This window comes from Oceanimonas sp. GK1, from assembly GCF_000243075.1.
In the GTDB taxonomy this organism is placed as follows: domain Bacteria; phylum Pseudomonadota; class Gammaproteobacteria; order Enterobacterales; family Aeromonadaceae; genus Oceanimonas.
The window spans coordinates 1,838,921-1,855,914 of the sequence record NC_016745.1 but is presented as its reverse complement, the minus strand read 5'-3'; the positions used below and the strand labels follow the sequence as shown (position 1 = coordinate 1,855,914).

Annotated in this window: 16 protein-coding genes; 6 read left to right on the top strand and 10 right to left on the bottom strand. The window is 62.0% G+C overall.

The features are described from left to right. Positions 1 to 220 precede the first annotated feature (220 nt). The 7 genes from oppF to GU3_RS08755 form a co-directional block, all read right to left on the bottom strand. A complete protein-coding gene (gene oppF, locus GU3_RS08785; RefSeq protein ID WP_014292177.1) occupies positions 221 to 1,201 on the bottom strand; it encodes a murein tripeptide/oligopeptide ABC transporter ATP binding protein OppF in 981 nt (326 codons plus the stop codon). Then, positions 1,194 to 2,159: an oligopeptide/dipeptide ABC transporter ATP-binding protein gene (locus GU3_RS08780; protein ID WP_014292176.1), complete on the bottom strand. Its 966-nt coding sequence runs from the start codon at positions 2,157 to 2,159 to the stop codon at positions 1,194 to 1,196. Before GU3_RS08780 ends, oppF begins: the two co-directional genes overlap by 8 nt. Positions 2,160 to 2,170: 11 nt before the next feature. Next, positions 2,171 to 3,079, bottom strand: coding sequence for an oligopeptide ABC transporter permease OppC (gene oppC, locus GU3_RS08775; protein WP_014292175.1), 909 nt, complete (start codon positions 3,077 to 3,079; stop codon positions 2,171 to 2,173). Between the two features lie 7 nt (positions 3,080 to 3,086). Continuing rightward, positions 3,087 to 4,007, bottom strand: a complete 921-nt coding sequence (gene oppB / locus GU3_RS08770; RefSeq protein ID WP_014292174.1) for an oligopeptide ABC transporter permease OppB — start codon at positions 4,005 to 4,007, stop codon at positions 3,087 to 3,089. Between the two features lie 289 nt (positions 4,008 to 4,296). Then, on the bottom strand, positions 4,297 to 5,910 hold the full coding sequence (locus tag GU3_RS08765) for an ABC transporter substrate-binding protein (protein ID WP_014292173.1): 1,614 nt from the start codon (positions 5,908 to 5,910) through the stop codon (positions 4,297 to 4,299). 166 nt (positions 5,911 to 6,076) lie between these two features. Beyond that, positions 6,077 to 7,774 carry an NAD-dependent malic enzyme gene (locus tag GU3_RS08760; protein WP_014292172.1) on the bottom strand — a complete coding sequence of 566 codons (1,698 nt, stop codon included), beginning with the start codon at positions 7,772 to 7,774 and terminating at the stop codon, positions 6,077 to 6,079. Positions 7,775 to 7,894: 120 nt separating this feature from the next. Then, positions 7,895 to 8,977 (bottom strand): GGDEF domain-containing protein, encoded by a 1,083-nt coding sequence (locus GU3_RS08755; RefSeq protein ID WP_014292171.1) that lies wholly within the window; start codon positions 8,975 to 8,977, stop codon positions 7,895 to 7,897. Between the two features lie 231 nt (positions 8,978 to 9,208). Between GU3_RS08755 and GU3_RS08750 the strand changes: the two genes are divergently transcribed. The 4 genes from GU3_RS08750 to GU3_RS08735 are packed head-to-tail and all read left to right on the top strand — an operon-like array spanning position 9,209 to position 11,628. After that, positions 9,209 to 9,559 carry an ArsC family reductase gene (locus GU3_RS08750; RefSeq protein ID WP_014292170.1) on the top strand — a complete coding sequence of 117 codons (351 nt, stop codon included), beginning with the start codon at positions 9,209 to 9,211 and terminating at the stop codon, positions 9,557 to 9,559. Between the two features lie 20 nt (positions 9,560 to 9,579). Continuing rightward, entirely contained in the window at positions 9,580 to 10,713 is a 1,134-nt protein-coding gene (dapE, locus tag GU3_RS08745) for a succinyl-diaminopimelate desuccinylase (RefSeq protein ID WP_014292169.1), read from the top strand. Then, positions 10,710 to 11,390, top strand: a complete 681-nt coding sequence (locus GU3_RS08740) for a M15 family metallopeptidase (RefSeq protein WP_014292168.1) — start codon at positions 10,710 to 10,712, stop codon at positions 11,388 to 11,390. The genes dapE and GU3_RS08740 overlap by 4 nt, the downstream gene beginning before the upstream one ends. Before the next feature lie 10 nt (positions 11,391 to 11,400). Then, complete coding sequence (locus GU3_RS08735) at positions 11,401 to 11,628, top strand: hypothetical protein (protein ID WP_014292167.1); 228 nt, start codon at positions 11,401 to 11,403, stop codon at positions 11,626 to 11,628. Between the two features lie 7 nt (positions 11,629 to 11,635). Here the strand turns inward: GU3_RS08735 and GU3_RS08730 are convergent, their stop codons facing one another. After that, entirely contained in the window at positions 11,636 to 13,978 is a 2,343-nt protein-coding gene (locus GU3_RS08730) for a DNA polymerase II (protein WP_014292166.1), read from the bottom strand. A 69-nt stretch (positions 13,979 to 14,047) separates the two neighbouring features. Further along, positions 14,048 to 15,016 (bottom strand): outer membrane protein assembly factor BamC, encoded by a 969-nt coding sequence (bamC, locus tag GU3_RS08725; protein WP_014292165.1) that lies wholly within the window; start codon positions 15,014 to 15,016, stop codon positions 14,048 to 14,050. A gap of 215 nt (positions 15,017 to 15,231) precedes the next feature. Between bamC and GU3_RS08720 the strand changes: the two genes are divergently transcribed. After that, the gene (locus GU3_RS08720) at positions 15,232 to 15,780 is read left to right on the top strand and encodes a glycine cleavage system protein R (RefSeq protein WP_014292164.1); all 549 of its coding nucleotides are present in this window, start codon (positions 15,232 to 15,234) and stop codon (positions 15,778 to 15,780) included. Beyond that, entirely contained in the window at positions 15,777 to 16,244 is a 468-nt protein-coding gene (gene bcp / locus GU3_RS08715; RefSeq protein WP_014292163.1) for a thioredoxin-dependent thiol peroxidase, read from the top strand. Before GU3_RS08720 ends, bcp begins: the two co-directional genes overlap by 4 nt. 333 nt (positions 16,245 to 16,577) lie before the next feature. Here bcp and GU3_RS08710 read toward each other — a convergent pair whose 3' ends face one another. After that, entirely contained in the window at positions 16,578 to 16,994 is a 417-nt protein-coding gene (locus tag GU3_RS08710) for a DUF6691 family protein (RefSeq protein ID WP_014292162.1), read from the bottom strand.

Below are 16,994 nucleotides of genomic sequence, written 5' to 3'. Positions count from 1 at the left end.
CTTTTACCTCAATGTTCTTCAGCACGGCGGTGCTGACCCTGTGATGTTTGAAACAGCCCGGGCTGCTCCTTGAATCCTGGTGAAGACGATGTCTTCGCTACAATACAGACGCGGCATTATAACGGCGCAGTTTGCCAGCGTCGAGGGACGATGGGGCACCGTGGTGACTGAATATGGGGCTGGCCCAGCGGTTTTCAAGGCTCATGGACAAATAATGGCGTCACTCTGCCTTGAAACAGGCCACTTGATGAGCAGCCGGCCCTTCCAGCCGGGGCATGGCTTGCGCACAGCCCTCGTCCGCCAGCGGGCAACGGGTACGGAACACGCAGCCCGAGGGCGGGTCCAGGGGCGACGGCGGCTCTCCTTGCAGCAGCCGGGGAACCCGGTCCCGCTCCGTGTCCGGATCGGGAATGGGCACGGCACTCAGCAGTGCCTGGGTATAAGGATGCCTGGGCTGGGTATAGAGGGCCTGCTGGTCGGCCAGCTCCACTCCGTGTCCCAGGTACATCACCAGCACTCGATCGGCGATATGGCGTACCACCGACAGATCGTGGGCAATAAACACCAATGCCAGCCCCAGCTCCCGCTGCAGGTCTTTCAGCAGGTTGATCACCTGGGCCTGAATGGACACATCCAGCGCCGACACCGGCTCGTCGCAGATGATCAGGCTGGGCTGAAGGATCAGCGCCCGGGCAATGCCGATGCGCTGGCACTGGCCGCCGGAAAACGCGTGGGGATAACGGTTGATGAGGGCTGGCGACAGTCCCACCCGCGCCATCATGCTTTCCACACGCCGGCGTACCTCGGTCTTGCCAAGCCCTGGCTGAAACGTCCTCAGCGGCTCGGCGATAATGTCCCCCACCGTCATGCGCGGATTGAGTGAAGCCAGGGGATCCTGAAAAATCATCTGCATGTGCCGGCGCACCGTGCGCCACTCACTTGCCGTTCCTCCGGTCAGTGTCCGGCCCTGCCAGCTCACGTCGCCGCTGGTGGCCGGCACCAGGCCAATGATGGCCCGGGCCAGGGTGGACTTGCCGCAGCCCGACTCGCCCACGACGCCTAAGGTTTCGCCCCGAGCCAGCGTAAAGCTGACGCCGTCCACCGCCTTCAGCAGCAGCGGCGCCTGCCAGGGCCAGCCTTTGGACGCCCGCACGGAAAAATGCACTCGTAGATCCCGTACCCGCAACAGCGGCTCAGTCATGGCTCACCTCCAGAAAACAGGCGCAGTACCGGCCCTCGCCAAGCTCCCTGAGCGGAGGCACCTCTCGCCGGCAACGGTCAAAAACATGGGGGCAGCGGGCCTGAAAGGGACAACCGGGCGGCAGCCGCAACAGGTTGGGCGGAGTGCCGGCTATGGTGGCGAGCTCGCCGGTGTCGCGGTCGAGCCGGGGAACGGCCGCCAGCAGCCCTTGCGTATAGGGGTGGGCCGGGCGATAAAAGAGATCCCGTACCGGCGCCGTTTCCATGATGCGGCCGGCGTACATCACCAGCACCCGGTCGCAACTGCCCGCCACCACCCCGAGATCGTGGGTGATCAGCATGATGGCGGTGTTGAATTCGGTTTTCAGTTTATTGAGCAGGCTCATGATCTGGGCCTGCACCGTCACATCCAGCGCCGTGGTGGGCTCGTCGGCAATCAGCAGTGCCGGCCGGCACAGCAACGCCATGGCAATCATCACCCGCTGGCGCATGCCGCCGGAAAGCTCGTGGGGGTAGCGATTCATGCGATCCCGCGCCTCGGGAATGTTGACCGCCTCCAGCATGCGCACCGACTCGGCAAAGGCATCCTTGCGGCTCAGGCCCTTGTGCCGCCGCAGCACTTCCATCAGCTGCTCCCCCACCTTCATGTAGGGATTGAGCGAGGTCATGGGATCCTGAAAAATCATGGCGATGTGTTCGGCGCGAATGCGATTGAGCTCCCGCTCCGGCAACCCGAGCAGCTCCCGGCCCCGGTAGCGCAGGCGGCCCGAGGCAAAGCCGTTGTTCGCCAGCAGCCCCATGATGGCACAGGCGGTCTGGCTCTTGCCCGAGCCCGACTCCCCCACAATGCCTAAGGTCTCGCCGGCATTGAGGGTAAAGCTCAGCTCGTTGACCGCCACCACCTGCCCCTCGGGGGTGTCAAAGGTCACCCGCAGGGCATCGACATTGAGCAGCTCCATACCGGACTCCATCAGCGGTCCCTCGGATCCAGGGCATCCCGCAGGCCGTCCCCCAGAAAATTGAAGCAGAACAGGGTCAGCACCATAAAACCGGCGGGAAACAGCAACTGCCAGGGCGCCACTTCCATCGCCTTGGCGCCTTCGTCGAGCAGGGCGCCCCAGCTGGTCATGGGCTCCTGTACCCCCAGGCCAAGAAAACTGAGAAAGGACTCAAACAAAATCATGCCCGGTACCAGCAGGGTGGCGTACACCACCACGATACCGAGCACGTTGGGTACAATATGGCGGGTGATGATGTGAAACCGGCTCACGCCGCCCACCTCGGCCGCCTCGACAAATTCCCGGTGTTTCAGGCTCAGGGTCTGGCCGCGCACGATGCGTGCCGTGTCGAGCCAGCTCACGGCACCGATGGCCAGGAAGATCAGCAGCAGGTTACGGCCGAAAAAGGTCACCAGCAGGATCACGAAAAACATAAAGGGAAAGGAATAGAGAATTTCCAGCAGGCGCATCATCAGCCGGTCGGTACGCCCCCCCATAACGCCGGCGGTGGCGCCGTAGAGGGTGCCGATCACCACCGCCACCAGGGCACCGAGCAGCCCCACCATCAGCGAGATGCGCCCGCCCACCAGGGTGCGCACAAACAAGTCCCGCCCCAGCGAATCGGTACCAAAATAGTGCGCATTTTCCAGGGCAGGCGGGGCCATCATGGCGCCCCAGTCGGTGTCATCAAAGGCATGGGGCGACAGCCAAGGTCCCAGCAGCACCAGCAAGCCCATCAGCACCAGCACCAGCAGGCTGGCCAGGGCCGCCCGGTTTTGCAGAAAGCGGCGGCGGGCATCCGCCCACAGGGAGCGCCCCCGCACGTCCAGCTCGCCGGCAAACTGCGTCACGGCGGCGGTATTGTTTCGGGTGGTAACCATGCTTGCCTCAGTAACGGATTCTGGGGTCGATCAGCGCGTAGAGAATGTCGACCACCGCATTAAAGGTAATGGTGAGAGTGCCCACCAGTATGGTCAGCCCCAGCACCATGGAGTAGTCCCGGTTGAGTGCGCCGTTCACAAACAGCTGACCGATGCCGGGCAGACCGAAAATGGTTTCAATCACTACCGAGCCGGTGATGATGCCCACAAAGGCCGGCCCCAGGTAGGACACCACCGGCAGCAGCGCCGGGCGCAGGGCATGGCGCCGCACTATGTACGACATGGGCAGGCCCTTGGCCCTGGCGGTTTGAATAAAGGGCGCATTCAGCACTTCAATCATGGCGCCGCGCATGATGCGGGCAATGGCGGCAATGTAGTGCATCATCATGGCAGTGACCGGCAGCAGCAGGTATTGCCAGCCGCCGTCCTGCCAGCCGCCCGCGGGCAGCCAGTTCAGCCCGATGGCAAACACCAGGATCAGCAGCGGCGCCAGCACAAAGGAGGGGATCACCACCCCCAGCATGGCGCCGGACATCACCAAATAATCCACCCAGCTGTTTTGTTTCAACGCTGCCACCATGCCGGCGGTCACCCCCAGCAGCACGGCACCGGCAAAGGCAAACAGGCCGATGCGCGCCGACACCGGCAACGCCTGGGCCACCAGCTCGTTGACGGTAAAGTCGCGGTATTTGAAGGACGGCCCCAGATCCCCCCGGGCCAGGTTGCCCAGGTAGCTGAAATACTGCGCCAGCACCGGCCGGTCAAAGCCGTATTCGGCCTCGATGTTGGCCATCACCTCGGGGGGCAGCGAACGCTCGGTAGTGAACGGATTGCCGGGAGCAAAGCGCATCAGGAAAAACGACAGGGTGATCAGCACCAGCAGGGTGGGAATGGCTTCCAGCAGTCGCTTGAGTATGAATTTGAACATGGGATGACCTTGAACCAACAGCTCAGCAAAGCGAAGCAACCGCACCATTTGCCTACCCCGACACGCTTCATTGAACGCCACTCACTAAAAAGCCAGCTGCGAACATAATCAATGTTCGTTCAGGCTTTTTAGTTCGTCACGGCGAGCAAACTCGCCCCATGGACGCTCGGCAAATGCCATCCATGGCATTTGACGGTCGGGTCCGGCAAAACGCTGCGGCTGCTTCATGCAGACAGGGAGTTGCCTTATATCTAGCTCCCACGCTCTGGGTGCGAGCACAGACAAAGGCCTATTTCGCCCTGATATACAAATCCTTGCTGTAAATATTGTCGAGGGGGTTGCTGGGGTAACCGCCTACCGTGGGCTGCACCAGCCGGGCTTTGACATATTGGTAGATGGGCGCAATGGGCATGTCCACCGCCAGTATCTCTTCGGCCTGGGCGTAGAGACGGTTGCGGGCCGCCTCGTCGCTGGCCAGCCTGGACTGGGCCATCAGCCGGTCGAACGCCGGGTTGTGGTATTTGCCATCGTTGTTGCCGTGGCGGCTCTGCATCAGATCCAGCATGCTGGAGGCTTCGTTGTAGTCGGCAATCCAGCCGGCCCGGGCCACGTCGAAATTGCCTTGAGTTTTGGTGTCGAGGTAGGTTTTCCATTCCTGGTTAACCAGCTCTACTTCCACGCCCAGGTGTTTTTTCCACATGGAGGCGATGGCCACCGCCACCTTGCGGTGGTTGTCGTTGGTGTTGTAGAGCAGTTCAAAGCGCAGGGGCCTGCCCTTGCCGTAACCGGCCTGTTCAAGCAGCGCCCGGGCCTTTTCATCCCGCTGCGGTTGTGTCCAGCCGGCCCAGTCCACCGCCGGCGGGGTAAAGCCGTTCACCACCTCCGGTGCCAGGGTATAGGCGGGCCGCTCCCCCTGCCCCATCACCTTGCCGGCGATGATGTCCCGATCGATGGCATAAGACAGCGCATTGCGCACCCGGGCATCGTCAAAGGGGGCTTTTTGCGTGTTGAAAATGTAGTAATAGGTGCCCACATAATCACTCACGCGAATGGCATCGGGCCGCTCCGCCTGAAGCTGTTTGAAGTGCTCCAGGGGAATGTCGTAGGTCATGTCCAGTTCACCGGACAGAAACCGGTTCATCTCGGCATTCTGGGAGGCAATGGGCAGGTAGGTCACTCGCTCCAGCACCGTTGCTTCGTTGCTCCAGTAATGGGGATTGCGCGCCAGCTCAATGCGCTCGTTTACCACCCAGTTGCTCAGCCGGTAGGCGCCGTTTGATACCATATTGCCCACCCGGGTCCAGGCATCATCGTGCTGCTCCACCGTGGCCTTGTGCACCGGATAGGTGGGCGCCAGTGACAGCATGGACACAAAATAAGGCACGGGGCTGGCCAGGGTAATTTCCAGGGTATGCTCGTCCAGCGCCTTCACCCCCAGCTCAGTAGCGGGTTTCTTGCCGTTCACCACCTCGCTGGCGTTAAGGATGGTGGCCTTTTCCAGGTACCAGGCATAGGGCGAGGCAGTGGCGGGATCCACCGCCCGCTTGAGGGCATACTCAAAGTCGTGGGCAGTTACCCCATCACCGTTGGACCAGCGGGCGTTGTCACGCAGGTGAAACACGTACACCAGGTTATCCGAGGTTTCCCAGCGCTCGGCCACCCCGGGCACCACTTCGCCGTTAGGGCCGGAATTCACCAGGCCTTCAAACAGGTCCCGCAACACATTGCTCTCGGGCACCCCTTCTATTTTATGGGGGTCGAGTGAGGCCGGCTCGGAGCCGTTGCCCCGCACCAGTTGTTGCGTGTCGGCCAGCACAGTGCCCTCGGGCACCACGGCAGCCTGAGCCGGTGCGCCGAGCAGGGCCCCCAGGGCAAGGGCCAGCAGGGATTGTTTAACGATCATGTCTCTCTCCTTGAAAACCGGGTTCGCCCACCTTGGCTGACCGCGGACACTTTAGTTCACCACAGCTGACGCTCAATATACCGAGGGGGTTGTATGAATACCAGCCATGGCGCGAGATCAAAAAAAGGCATGCCGAAGCATGCCTTTTTTGCGCGAGTGCCGGTGCTCAGAATGAAACCCGGCGGTACTGGCGGTATTCCGGATTCCAGTAGTTGGCCTCGATAGCCTTGTCCAGCGCCTCATCCGAGGTCTGCAGTGCCTGGCCCTGCAGCTGGGCGGTTTTGGCCACCATCTTGGCGATGTGGCGGCTCACCTGCTGGATTTCACACAGCGGCGGCAGCAGCGCGCCTTCACCGTCCTTGGCCAGCGGCGAGCAGGCCGCCAGGGCACGGCTGGAGGCCATCAGCATGGCGTCGGTTACCCGCTTGGCGCCGCAGGCCAGCACGCCCAGGCCAATGCCAGGGAAGATGTAGGAGTTGTTGCACTGGGCAATCTCGTACAGCTTACCCTTGTACTCCACCGGCGCGAACGGGCTGCCGGTGGCCACCAGGGCCTGACCGTCAGTCCAGTTGATGATCTCTTCCGGGGTCGCTTCTACCCGGGAAGTGGGGTTGGACAGCGGGAACACGATGGGCCGCTCGCAGTGGGCGTGCATGGTCTGGATCACTTCCTTGGTGAACAGCCCCGGCTGGCCGGATACGCCGATCAGAATGTCGGGCTTGGCGTTCTGCATCACCTCCAACAGGGAGATATTGTCGCCGGCCACGTCCCAGTCCTGCAGGTTTTCCAGGGTCTGGGCCAGCGGGCGCTGAAAGTCCACCAGGTTGGGCATGTTGTCGGTAATCAACCCGAAACGGTCCACCATGAACACCCGCTCCCGGGCCTTGGCGTCGCTCAGGCCTTCGGCCTTCATTTGCGCCACGATTTGCTCGGCGATACCGCAGCCGGCAGAGCCGGAGCCGAGGAAAGCCACCTTCTTCTCGGACAGCTTGCTGCCGCTGGCCTGACAGGCGGCAATCAGCGACCCCAGGGTCACGGCGGCGGTACCCTGAATGTCGTCGTTAAAGCAGCACAGCTCGTCCTTGTACCGGTTAAGCACCGGCATGGCGTTTTTCTGGGCGAAGTCTTCGAACTGCAGCAGCACGTCCGGCCAGCGACGCTTCACCGCCTGAATGAAGGCGTCAACGAACTCCTCGTATTCCTCACCGGTGACCCGCGGGTTGCGCCAGCCCATGTACATGGGATCCTTCAGCAGCTGCGGGTTGTTGGTACCCGCATCCAGCACCACCGGCAGGGTATAGGCCGGCGAAATACCGCCACAGGCCACGTACAGCGACAGCTTGCCGATGGGAATGCCCATGCCGCCGATACCCTGGTCGCCCAGGCCCAGAATGCGCTCGCCGTCGGTCACCACGATCACCTTGACGTTGCGTTTGGTGGCGTTTTGCAGAATGTCGTCGATGTGCTCTTTATCCGGGTAGGAAATAAACAGTCCTCGGGCGCGACGATAGATGTTGGAGAATTCCTCACAGGCCTGCCCCACGGTGGGGGTGTAGATGATGGGCATCATCTCGCTGAGGTGATCTTCCACCAGACGGTAGAACAGCGTCTCGTTGGTATCCTGAATGTTGCGCAGGTAGATGTGCTTGTCGAGATTGTTCTGAAACCCGCAGTACTGCTTGTAGGCCCGCTCGGCCTGCTCTTCGATGGTTTCAATGTTGTGAGGCAGAAGACCTTCCAGGTTGAATGCCAGCCGTTCTTCCTTGGTGAACGCGCTGCCCTTGTTCAGCAAGGGAGTTTCCAGCAGTGCGGGGCCGGCATAGGGAATGTAAAGGGCACGTTTGTCCTGTTGGTCTTGGGGCATAGACATCTCGCTTAGTTATTTTTCCGCAGGAAAGTCATGATGTAATGGTGTCGTACGGGGGCTTGGCGAGCAGTATAAGCCAAGCCCCGTATACAAACCACCACTCGAAAGGCTTATTGATCAGGCCGCCGCCTGTACACAGTTTCTGCCGTTTCGCTTGGCGTCATACAGGGCCTCATCGGCCTGGTTGAGCAGCGCCTGCAGATCGCTGTCGTGTTGCCCCTGCACCACGCCGGCACTCAGGGTCACGGTGATCTCCCCCTCGCCGAGCGGGTTTTCCACCGGCTGGGATTCCACCGCCAGGCGCAGCGTCTCGGCCCGGCGCAGGCCCTGCTCCAGCGGGGTGTGCGGCAGCAACACGATAAACTCCTCGCCGCCGTAGCGGGCCAGGGTGGCGTCGGGGCCAAAGATGTCCACCAGGGTGGTGGCGACCCGCACCAGCACTTCGTCCCCCATCAGATGGCCGTGCTCGTCGTTGATGCGCTTGAAGCGATCCAGATCGAACAAAATCAGGGTAAAGGGCTGATTGCGGCTTTCGCTCTGCACCTGCTCCAGCTGGCGCAGGAACAGCCGGCGGTTCATCAGCCGGGTGAGCGGATCCCGGGTCGACTCCCGGTACAGATCCAGCAACATGCGCAGCTGCCCCGCCTGCACCCAGATCATGGCAAGGCTGAAGCAGATCAGCAGCCACAGCCGGTCCAGCAGGGCGCCGTTTTGCAGGCTGTGCCGATCCAGCCAGTAGTCGGTACCAAGCACCGCCAGGGTCACCACCAGCGCCACCCTGAGCCCCGACTTCACCGGCAACGGCAGCACGCTCAGCAGCGCCAGCAGGAAATAGGGAAAGGCGATGTAGCCGATGGGAATGGGGGTGCCGTCGCGAAAGCTCCACAGTCCGACCAGGTTAAAGGTCAGCAATATGCCCAGCAGAAAATACAGCGACGCCACCATCCAGCGCCGGTTGAGCTTGCACAGGTAACTGAGCGGCAGCAGCGGCGTGAGCATGGCGCCGGTGATCAGCCGCATTTTCCAGATCAGCTGAAAATGGGCCGGATCCAGCACCCACCAGTCCACCGCCACCCAGCCGGCGATGCCAATAATCAGCAGTGCCACCAGCCAGCGGAAACGAATGGCCACAAAGCCGATGCGGGTCAGTTTAAAATCGCTGGAGTGGTAACTGTCACTCCAGTATTCCTTGAGTTCCAAGCCTTTCCCCTTTTGTTCTGAAGGCAAAGCAAATGAAAAGCCGCGTGAAGTGTCAGGGCCCGGTGCACGCCGCCGGGCCCGGCTGGCAACAACCCCGGGAATTCAAAGTCGCTAACACTAACCAAAGCGGCCTCATATCGCCAGCGGATTTTTGCCCCCCGGACCCGGCCCGGTTGCAGCGATGAACCTTAAGTGACAAAATTCCGGCCACCCTCCAGGAGCAACAACATCATGACCGTCACTCTCTACGGCATCAAAAACTGCGACACCGTCAAAAAGGCCCGCAAGTGGCTGGAGCAGGCGGGCATCGACTATCGCTTTGTGGATCACCGCGCCGACGGCCTGGATCCGGAACAACTGGCCCACTGGCTGGAGGTGCTCGGCTGGGAACAACTGCTCAACAAGCGGGGCACCACCTACCGGACCTTAAGCGATGACGACAAGGCACGCCTGGGCCCCGACACCGCCGCCGCCCTGCTGCTGGCCCACCCGGCCATGATCAAGCGGCCACTTTTGAATCTCGACGGCACGCTGCACTTAGGCTTCAAGCCCGAGCTGTATGCCAGCCTGTTCAACCAATAACAAAGAAAGTAAGGAAACACATGACCGACTCTGCCGTGCTGGCTCTCACCAGGGAACTGATCAACCGTCCCTCGGTAACCCCCGAAGACGAAGGCTGCCAGGAGCTGATGGGCGAGCGGCTGGCCGCCCTGGGTTTCAAACTGGAAACCATGGTGTTTGAAGATACCACCAACCTCTGGGCCCGCCGCGGCACCGAGGGGCCGCTGTTCTGCTTTGCCGGCCACACCGACGTGGTCCCGCCCGGCCCCCTGGATAAATGGCACACACCGCCCTTTGAGGCCACCGACATCGACGGCTACCTGCACGGTCGCGGCGCCGCCGACATGAAAGGATCGCTCGCCGCCATGGTGGTGGCCACCGAACGCTTTGTGGCCCGTTTTCCCGACCATAAAGGCTCCATCGCCTTTCTGATCACCAGCGACGAAGAAGGCCCCTTTATCAACGGCACCACCCGGGTGGTGGACACCCTGGAAGCCCGCAATGAAAAAATCACCTGGTGCCTGGTGGGCGAGCCGTCATCCACCCACGAAGTGGGCGACGTGGTCAAGAACGGCCGCCGCGGCTCCCTCACCGGTGACCTGACCGTGAAAGGCGTACAGGGCCATGTGGCCTATCCGCACCTGGCCGACAACCCGGTGCACAAGGCCGCCCCGGCGCTGGCCGAGCTGGCCGCCACCACCTGGGACAAGGGCAACGACTATTTTCCGCCTACCAGCTTTCAGATCGCCAATATTCACGCCGGCACCGGCGCCTCCAACGTGATTCCGGGCGACATGCAGGTGCAGTTCAACTTCCGCTTCAGCACCGAGCTGGACGAAGACAAGATCAAGGCCCGGGTGCACAGCGTGCTCGACGCCCATGGCCTCGACTACGATCTCAGCTGGCTGTTGAACGGCAAGCCCTTTCTTACCGACAGCGGCGATCTGGTTGCGGCCACCGTGGACGCCGTCAAGGCGGTGCGTCACCAGGAGCCGGCCCTGCTCACCACCGGCGGCACCTCCGACGGCCGCTTTATCGCCCAGACCGGCGCCCAGGTGATTGAGCTGGGCCCGGTCAACGCCACCATTCACAAGCTCAACGAATGCGTGAAAATCGCCGATCTGGAACAGCTCACCGACATGTACGAAGGCATTCTGGAGCGGTTGCTGGCATGAGCCCCGACTGCCTGCTGGGCCTGAGTGAACACCACCTGGTGCCCCTGGCCGAGCCGGGCCACCGGCTGCAGGCTGAGGCCCGGGAAGCCTTTGTGGCCCTGCAGGCGGCCGCCGCCGGTGCCGGATTCCATCTGGTGCCGGCGTCGAGCTTTCGCGGTTTTGAGCGCCAGCTGGCCATCTGGAACGGCAAGTTCGAGGGCCACCGGCCGCTGCTGGATGAACACAGCCGGCCGCTGGACGCGCTGTCCTTGAGCGAGCCCGAGCGCATTCATGCCATTTTGCGCTGGAGCGCCCTGCCCGGCACCAGCCGCCACCACTGGGGCACGGATCTGGACGTCTATGATCCCACCCTGCTGCCCGCCGACACCAGGCTGCAGTTGGAGCCCTGGGAATATGATCAAGGCGGGTATTTTCACCCGCTGAGCCAATGGCTGGATGCCAACATGGGTCGCTTTGGCTTTTACCTGCCTTATGGCAAGGTCCAAGGCCCTGGGGCCAAGCCCCAAGGCATCGCCGCCGAGCCCTGGCACCTCAGCTACCGGCCACTGGCGCAAGCCTGTGAACATCAGTTGACGCCGACACTGGTGGTCGATGCCTTGGCTACCCGGCCAATATTGGGTAAAACGCATATCCTTAATATGCTGGACGACATTTTCGCCCGCTACATTCACCGATGAGGAAAACACCATGAACGTCTGGCTCTGGATTACCCTGCCCCTGCTGTTTCTGGTTGGTATGTTCGTCAGTGCCCTCAAGGACACCAAGCAAATTGAGAAAAACGTCAAGAAAAACCGCGACAAAATGAAACTACGCGACTGGGAAGAGGAAGAAAAGCGCAACAAGGATGAGTGGGGCGTGCCCCCGGGCAAGTATCATCCCGATGACGAAAAGGACGACGATAAAAAACGGGACTAGGGGCGTTTCAGAACAACCCCAGCTGCTGGCCGGTGATGCCTTCAAAGGTCAGCCCCACAAAGGGCAGAATGGCATCGGCCACCGGCCTGAGCTGCTTGTCCACATAATGCTGATAGTCGATGGCCGACTGCCGGTATTCCACCGGCTCCGGCCCGTTCACCGTGATCACATAGGCAATGACCCCCTTGCGCTGGTAGCGCAGCGGCCGGCCCAGACGGGCATTGTGCTCGTCGGCGAGCCTGGCCGCCCGCACCTGGGGTGGCTGGGATTTCACATACTGGGCCAGCGGCCGGCGCAGCCGCTTGCGATACACCAGCTCCTCATCCCGCTGCCCGCCCAGGGTTTGCGCCAGGGTGTCCCGCACCAAGCCGGTGGGATCCTCATCGTTGAACACCAGCCGGTACAATTCGGTCTGAAAGGCCCGGGCCAGTGGCGTCCAGTCGGAACGCACCGTTTCCAGCCCCTTAAACACCAGCCCGGATTCGCCATGTTTAACCCGTAGCCCGGCGTAGCGCTTTTTCGAGCCCTCTTCCCGGCCGCGAATGGTGGGCATCAAAAAGCGGGCGAAGTAACTTTCAAACTGCAGCTCCAGGTAACTCTCAAGGTTCAGTTCTGTCCGCAACTGCTCACGCCAGTGCGCGGTGATCAGCTCGGCCAGCCGCTGTCCTTCCCGGCTGGCCGAGCCCTCATCGTGCTCACCGTTGAGCAGCACAAACACCGAATCGGTATCGCCGTAGATCACCTCGTGGCCTTCGGCCTCGATGCGCCGGGCACTGTGCTGCATGATGTGGTGACCGCGCAGGGTAATGGAAGACGCCAGCCGGGTATCGTAAAACCGGCAGCCGCCGGAGCCGAGCACACCGTAAAAGGAATTCATCAGTATCTTGATGGCCTGGGAACGGGACGCATCCCCTTCACGCTTGGCCTGATCCCGCTCGCGCCAGAGCCCGGCGATGATGTCGGGCAAAAAGTGATGGCGGCGGGAAAAGCGCGCTCCCCGGTAGCCGGGAATGGCGTCCTCTTCTTCCAACCCCAGCACCAGCCCGAGGGGATCGATGCGAAAGGTGCGGATAATGGACGGGTACAGGCTTTTGAAGTCGAGCACCAGCACATGGCGATAGAGGCCGGGCCGGGAGTCCATCACATAGCCGCCGGGGCTGGCCAGGCCGCCGCCAGGGGGCAGGTTGGGGGCGACAAAGCCGGCCCGGTGCAGGTGCGGCAGGTACACCTGCACAAAGGCCGCCACCGAGCCGCCGATGCGATCCAGCTCCAGCCCCGTCAGCTGGCTGCGCAGGCGCAGAAAGTCGAGCACCCGAGTGTGGGTAAAAATGTCCCACACCAGGCGGCAGTCCTCCAGGTTGTAGGCGGCCAGTTTCGGCTTATTAACGCGAAAGTCGTGCATGATGGACGCCAGCCGGTTGGCCACGTCCTCGGTCTGCTTGCCCCGGCCCAGCAACGCCTGGGCCACCGACTCCAGGCTGAAGCTGTCAAAGGCGTAACAGGCGGTCTTGAGCGCATCAATGCCGTCGATGGCCACCCGGCCCGGCAGGGTGACAAACACCTGCTCGGTGTGGGGCCGCTCGCGCAAAAACGCCTCCTCGCCCCCGCGGCCCAGCCGAAGCCTGATGCCGTGCAGCGCCGCCCGCTTCAACATCAGCCGCAGATCAAAGGCCACCAGATTCCAGCCGATGATGATGTCGGGGTCATATGCCGCCAGCTCGCTTTCCAGGCCCTGCAACAGCGCCCGTTCATCGGCCACCCACTGTATGTCGGTAACGGCGGGCTCGGGCGCGCCAATCATCAGCACCCGGGCCAGACCATCGCCGTAGAGACCAATGGAGTAGAGCTCGCCCTGGCCCGAGCATTCGATGTCCAGCGACAACACGCGAAAACGCGGTTGCCAGTCGCCCTTGCGCAGCCGGGCGTCATCGACCTGCACAAAGCCCTGCCGGGGCCGTACGGTGCCGGTAAATTCGGCGCTGCCGCGAATAAAGCGGCTGATAAGGTAACGCTCGTGAGGGCGAAAGTCGTGCTCCAGCACCTCGATGCCGTGTGCCTGCAGCCGCTGCACCACCTGCTGCTGCTCGCTCATGGTATTGAGATACAGCACCGCCAGCGGTTGTCGCGCAAAGCTCTGCAGACCGGGTTCGCGCCATTCAAACTCAAGCCCCGTGAGGGCCTGCTCCACGTGAAGACGGTCCGCCAGCGGCACCATCAGCAGGGCGCGCTCGCCGCGCACCGTCAGCCGCGCCGGCCCCTGCGGCGTGCACAGCCAGTAGTGAAGCTCGATATGGCCCTGGCGATCCCGGCTGTGGCGGGTCAGCACAAAGCCCTGCTGGATGGGGTTCATGGTGTTGAGGGAATGAGGATTGGGAATTGGGGACGGGTAGGCCCGACTTGATTCGGGCCTACCCAACACTCAGCGCACCAGATCGGTGCGCTCAAAGGCTGGCGCCAGGGTGTTGACCAGCTTGCTCAGGACGTCGGCCGCCACCGGCTCCCGGTCCTTGTTGCTCAGGCTCAGGCTGGTGCGGCTGCCCAGATCCCCCAGCTGAATGCGGTATTCCTGCTCGGGAATATCAAGCGCCGGCAGCCTGAGGTCCTGCCAATCTCCCTTGCTCAGGCCATCAAACTCCACGTCCACATAGCCCAGCGCCTGCTGGCGGTTGCTGATGTCAAAGCCCAGCCTGGGCAGCAGGGTGATCAGCCGCTTCCAGGTGCGGTCGTAGTCCTGCTCTGCCAGCAGCAGGCCTTGCCCGGCATCCAGGGTCAGGGCGATGGGGCCTTGATCGAGCAGCTCCTGCTGACGGCTCAGCTCGCGCTGGTAAGACAATGAAAAGGCGTTGAGCATGGATGCTTCGGCCCGCAGCCGGTCTTGGGCCAGAACGCCGCCGCCCTCGGTGCTCTGCACCTGCACCGCCACCGCCCGGCGTACCGCGTCCGGCATCAGCTGCCAGCGAAACTGCTGGCTGGGTGCACCGATGGCGTCGCCGCTGCTTTCAAAGCCATTGGCCACGGCATCGTAGTCGGTGTCGGTCTGCTCAAAAAAGACGGTCAGGGCCTGGTTCAGCTCGCGCTCCAGCGGCTGATCCAGACGCTGCTGGTAAAACCACAGGCCGCTGCCCTCGGTCATGGCTTCGGAGCCCCGCACCAGCGGCAGCACCTGGGTGGGCGGACGAATATCCAGCACCTTGCCGGTCACGCCCTGGGCCGTGCCCTTGGGGATCACGTATTCGGTGTTGAAACGGGGCGCCTGCAGTCCTTCCGGGATCAGCAACGGAGCGGTGCGCAGGGTTTCCTGCTCATAGTCAAAGCCGCGGTTGGCCTGACTGCGGGTTTCCGGATTGCTGCAGCCGGCCAGTACCGCCACGGCCAGCAGGCTTATCATTATCGGTTTTGCTTTCACGCTTTGATTCATGCCCTAAAGTTCGCTTCGGTTAACGCGCCCCTTGCCTGCTTTCGCTGTCAACGAAGTGAAAATCGCACAAGGGCAAAGGCGGTTATGCTAGTGGTGGCCCTACCCTAATACAAGAGAGGCACTGGAGCCAACCGGCTTTTATGCTAACATGCCAGGTCTTTCCCACAGCATTATTCGGACTGCCGATGACCCATCATCTCGTGGTGACCGCCATAGGCGAAAACAGAGCCGGCATCGTGAACGAAGTGGCCCGCCATGTTTCCGATTGCGGCTGCAACATCGTCGACAGCCGTCTGGGCATTTTCGGCAACGAGTTTACCTTTATTCTGCTGCTGTCGGGCAGCTGGAACCAGATCACCCGGCTGGAAACCACCCTGCCGCTGTTTGGCCAGAGCCAGCAGTTGATCACCATGATGAAACGCACCCAGGTGCTGAATCAGCCCAGCTATGTGCTGAGCGCCGATGCCGATATTACGCTGACCGACCGGCCCGGCATCGTGAATCGCTGCACCCAGTTTTTCAGCGACGCCGGCTGGGACATTCAGGCCATGCAGAACCAGACCCTGAACGGGGAGCACAACGGCAAGTTCCAGACGCATTTTCAGCTCAACCTGCCCGAGCAGCTCAGCGACGACGAAGCCCAGGCCACTTTTGAGCGGCTGTGCACCGAGCTGGAGTGCGACTCCTACAGTTTTCGCCTCAAACGCAAACCAACCACAGGAAACAGCAAATGACCTATCTGCAGGAAGGCAAGCAGGCTCCGGCCTTTACCCTTTGCGATCAGAACGGCCAGGCCGTCAGCCTGAGCGACTTCAGCGGCAAGAAGGTGCTGGTGTATTTTTACCCCAAGGCCATGACTCCGGGCTGCAAGGTACAGGCCTGCGGCCTGCGGGACAGCCGTGCCGAGCTGGAGGCACTCAAGGTGGTGGTGCTGGGCATCAGCCCGGACTCGGTGGCGCGGCTGAAAAAGTTTGAAGAAAAGGACGCGCTCAACTTCACCCTGCTGTCCGACGAGGACCACGCCGTGGCCGATGCCTTTGGCGTCTGGGGGCCGAAGAAGTTCATGGGCAAGGAATACGACGGCATTCACCGCATCAGCTTTCTGATTGACGAAACCGGCACCGTGGCCAAGGTATTCGACAAGTTCAAGACCAAGGATCACCACGAGGTGGTGCTGGACTATCTGAAACAGCAATAAAACAGGAAGAGAGCGCAATGCGAAGCAACAGCGCGGTTGCGCTCTGCCAACACGCTTCAAGCACCTCCCTGTAACGCTCGGCACATGCCGTCCATGGCATGTGACGGTCGGCTCCGGCAATCCCCACTGCTGCTTCGTGCAGCTTCAGAGTTAACTGTTGGATGCCAGCAGGCAACTCAGAGTGACAGCCAGGAGGACAAAGTGTGTCTGTTTCGCCGTGCCCTCTGCGCCATGGATGGCGCAGTGGAGCCTACAAGGAAGTATTCACGGCGTGCCGGCGAAGCAGTGCGCTTTGGCCGACGAAGGTGCGTTCAACACGCGGCTGAGTCTGCTTCAGGCTTTCTGCATCCGCCCTACCAGCCAGAAGCCGATGATCATGGCCACCACAAACAGGCCGGCCTGCCATTGCAGGCTGCCCAGCAGCCCCAGCGCCGGGCCCGGACAGAGTCCCGCCAGCCCCCAGCCGATGCCGAACAACAGCGCCCCCAGCAGCAGTTTGCGGTCAAACCGGGCCGGCGGCACCGCGGGCAGCTCACCGCCCAAGACACAGCGACTTCGGCCCTGTTTGCGCCACCACCAGTAACCGGGCGCAAACACCGCCAGGGCCCCGCCCATCACCAGCGCCAGGCTCGGGTCCCACTGACCGAACAGATCCAGAAACCCCAGTACCTTGGCCGGGTTCATCATGCCCGACACCAACAGCCCCAGCCCAAACAAGGCTCCCGACAACAGTGCAACCACCATCAACAT

Excerpts from the sequence above, each read along its gene's own strand:
- GU3_RS08765 (WP_014292173.1), bottom strand. The coding sequence starts at position 5,910 with ATGATCGTTAAACAATCCCTGCTGGCCCTTGCCCTGGGGGCCCTGCTC.
- oppB (WP_014292174.1), bottom strand. The coding sequence starts at position 4,007 with ATGTTCAAATTCATACTCAAGCGACTGCTGGAAGCCATTCCCACCCTG.
- dapE (WP_014292169.1), top strand. The coding sequence starts at position 9,580 with ATGACCGACTCTGCCGTGCTGGCTCTCACCAGGGAACTGATCAACCGT.
- GU3_RS08750 (WP_014292170.1), top strand. The coding sequence starts at position 9,209 with ATGACCGTCACTCTCTACGGCATCAAAAACTGCGACACCGTCAAAAAG.
- GU3_RS08730 (WP_014292166.1), bottom strand. The coding sequence starts at position 13,978 with ATGAACCCCATCCAGCAGGGCTTTGTGCTGACCCGCCACAGCCGGGAT.
- oppF (WP_014292177.1), bottom strand. The coding sequence starts at position 1,201 with ATGACTGAGCCGCTGTTGCGGGTACGGGATCTACGAGTGCATTTTTCC.
- GU3_RS08780 (WP_014292176.1), bottom strand. The coding sequence starts at position 2,159 with ATGGAGCTGCTCAATGTCGATGCCCTGCGGGTGACCTTTGACACCCCC.
- GU3_RS08760 (WP_014292172.1), bottom strand. The coding sequence starts at position 7,774 with ATGCCCCAAGACCAACAGGACAAACGTGCCCTTTACATTCCCTATGCC.
- GU3_RS08740 (WP_014292168.1), top strand. The coding sequence starts at position 10,710 with ATGAGCCCCGACTGCCTGCTGGGCCTGAGTGAACACCACCTGGTGCCC.
- oppC (WP_014292175.1), bottom strand. The coding sequence starts at position 3,079 with ATGGTTACCACCCGAAACAATACCGCCGCCGTGACGCAGTTTGCCGGC.
- bcp (WP_014292163.1), top strand. The coding sequence starts at position 15,777 with ATGACCTATCTGCAGGAAGGCAAGCAGGCTCCGGCCTTTACCCTTTGC.
- GU3_RS08710 (WP_014292162.1), bottom strand. The coding sequence starts at position 16,994 with ATGTTGATGGTGGTTGCACTGTTGTCGGGAGCCTTGTTTGGGCTGGGG.
- GU3_RS08735 (WP_014292167.1), top strand. The coding sequence starts at position 11,401 with ATGAACGTCTGGCTCTGGATTACCCTGCCCCTGCTGTTTCTGGTTGGT.
- GU3_RS08720 (WP_014292164.1), top strand. The coding sequence starts at position 15,232 with ATGACCCATCATCTCGTGGTGACCGCCATAGGCGAAAACAGAGCCGGC.
- bamC (WP_014292165.1), bottom strand. The coding sequence starts at position 15,016 with ATGATAAGCCTGCTGGCCGTGGCGGTACTGGCCGGCTGCAGCAATCCG.